We start from the raw sequence: 1,584 nt of genomic DNA, 5'->3' as shown, positions 1-1,584 counted from the left end.
CCGCACCGAAAGACCAGCACCCAACGACTTATTCATCGCGGCCACCAACCGCATCGCCGACAACGAATCCCCACCCAGGTCGAAGAACGAGTCATCCACCCCAACCCGCTGCACACCCAGCACCTGAGCGAACACCCCCGCCAACACCTCCTCGACCGGGGTGCCCGCAGCGCGAAAACGGTTGACGTCCTTATAGTCCGGGGCCGGCAGCGCGCGCTTGTCCAGCTTGCCGTTGACCGTCACCGGCAACTCGTCAAGCACCACCACCGCGGCCGGCACCATATAGGCCGGTAACCGCTCCGCCAACGCCGCGCGCACCACGACCGGATCAGCGGTCCCGGTGATATAGCCCACCAGGCGCTTATCGCCGGGGCGGTCCTCGCGGGCCACCACCACCGCCTGCTCAACCCCCGCCACACCGCTTAACGCGGACTGGACTTCGCCCAGCTCGATGCGATATCCGCGGATCTTGACCTGCTCATCGGCACGCCCCAGATACTCCAACTGCCCATCAGCACACCACCGCACCAGGTCTCCGGTGCGATACATCCGTTGTCCCGCACTCCCGAACGGACACGCCACAAACCGCGACCCGGTCAACCCCGCCCGGCCCACATACCCCACACCGACGCCTCGACCGGCCACATACAACTCCCCCACCACACCCACCGGCACCGGACGCAACCACCCATCCAGCACAAAAAAACCCAGATGCGCCAACGGCACCCCGACCGGACTGGCACTGCTCTCCACATCGCGGTCCACGATCTCGCGGAACGACGCATGCACCGTCGTCTCAGTGGTGCCATACATATTGATCAGCCGCGGCAAACCCGGGTGACGGTCCAACCACCCGCTAAGGCGCTGAACTTCCAATGCCTCACCGGCGAAAATCACCGTCTCAAGTTTGAGCTGATCAGCCAGCTCCGGTGCCATCGCATCGGCGGTTTGCAGCGCATAAAACGCCGACGGCGTCGGGCGGGGTTGACCGGGTCGCGGTTTGTGGCGTGTCCGTTCGGTGGGGACGGGGCGCGGATGTATCGCACCGGAGACCTGGTGCGGTGGCGTGCTGATGGGCAGTTGGAGTATTTGGGGCGTGCCGATGAGCAGGTCAAGATCCGCGGATATCGCATCGAGCTGGGCGAGATCCAGTCCGCGTTAAGCGGTGTGGCGGGGGTTGAGCAGGCGGTGGTGGTGGCCCGCGAGGACCGCCCCGGCGATAAGCGCCTGGTGGGCTATATCACCGGGACCGCCGATCCCAGCGTGGCACGCGCGGCGTTGGCGGAGCGGTTACCGGCGTATATGGTGCCGGCCGCGGTGGTGGTGCTGGACGAGTTGCCGTTGACGGTCAACGGCAAGCTGGACAAGCGCGCGCTGCCGGCCCCGGACTATAAGGACGTCAACCGTTTTCGCGCTGCGGGCACCCCGGTCGAGGAGGTGTTGGCGGGGGTGTTCGCTCAGGTGCTGGGTGTGCAGCGGGTTGGGATGGATGACTCGTTCTTCGACCTGGGTGGGGATTCGTTGTCGGCGATGCGGTTGGTGGCCGCGATGAATAAGTCGTTGGGTGCTGGTCTTTCGGTGCGG

General features: G+C 65.5%; 2 pseudogenes. One reads left to right on the top strand and one right to left on the bottom strand.

The window, feature by feature from the left end:
• Window positions 1–975, bottom strand: a pseudogene (locus A5625_RS16040) (non-ribosomal peptide synthetase); the annotation flags it as partial.
• Between A5625_RS16040 and A5625_RS16035 the strand changes: the two are divergent.
• Window positions 976–1,584, top strand: a pseudogene (locus A5625_RS16035) (phosphopantetheine-binding protein); the annotation flags it as partial.

The sequence above is a fragment of the Mycobacterium sp. 1465703.0 genome, from assembly GCF_001672975.1.
In the GTDB taxonomy this organism is placed as follows: Bacteria; Actinomycetota; Actinomycetes; order Mycobacteriales; family Mycobacteriaceae; genus Mycobacterium.
This window is presented reverse-complemented; position numbering and strand designations above follow the sequence as displayed.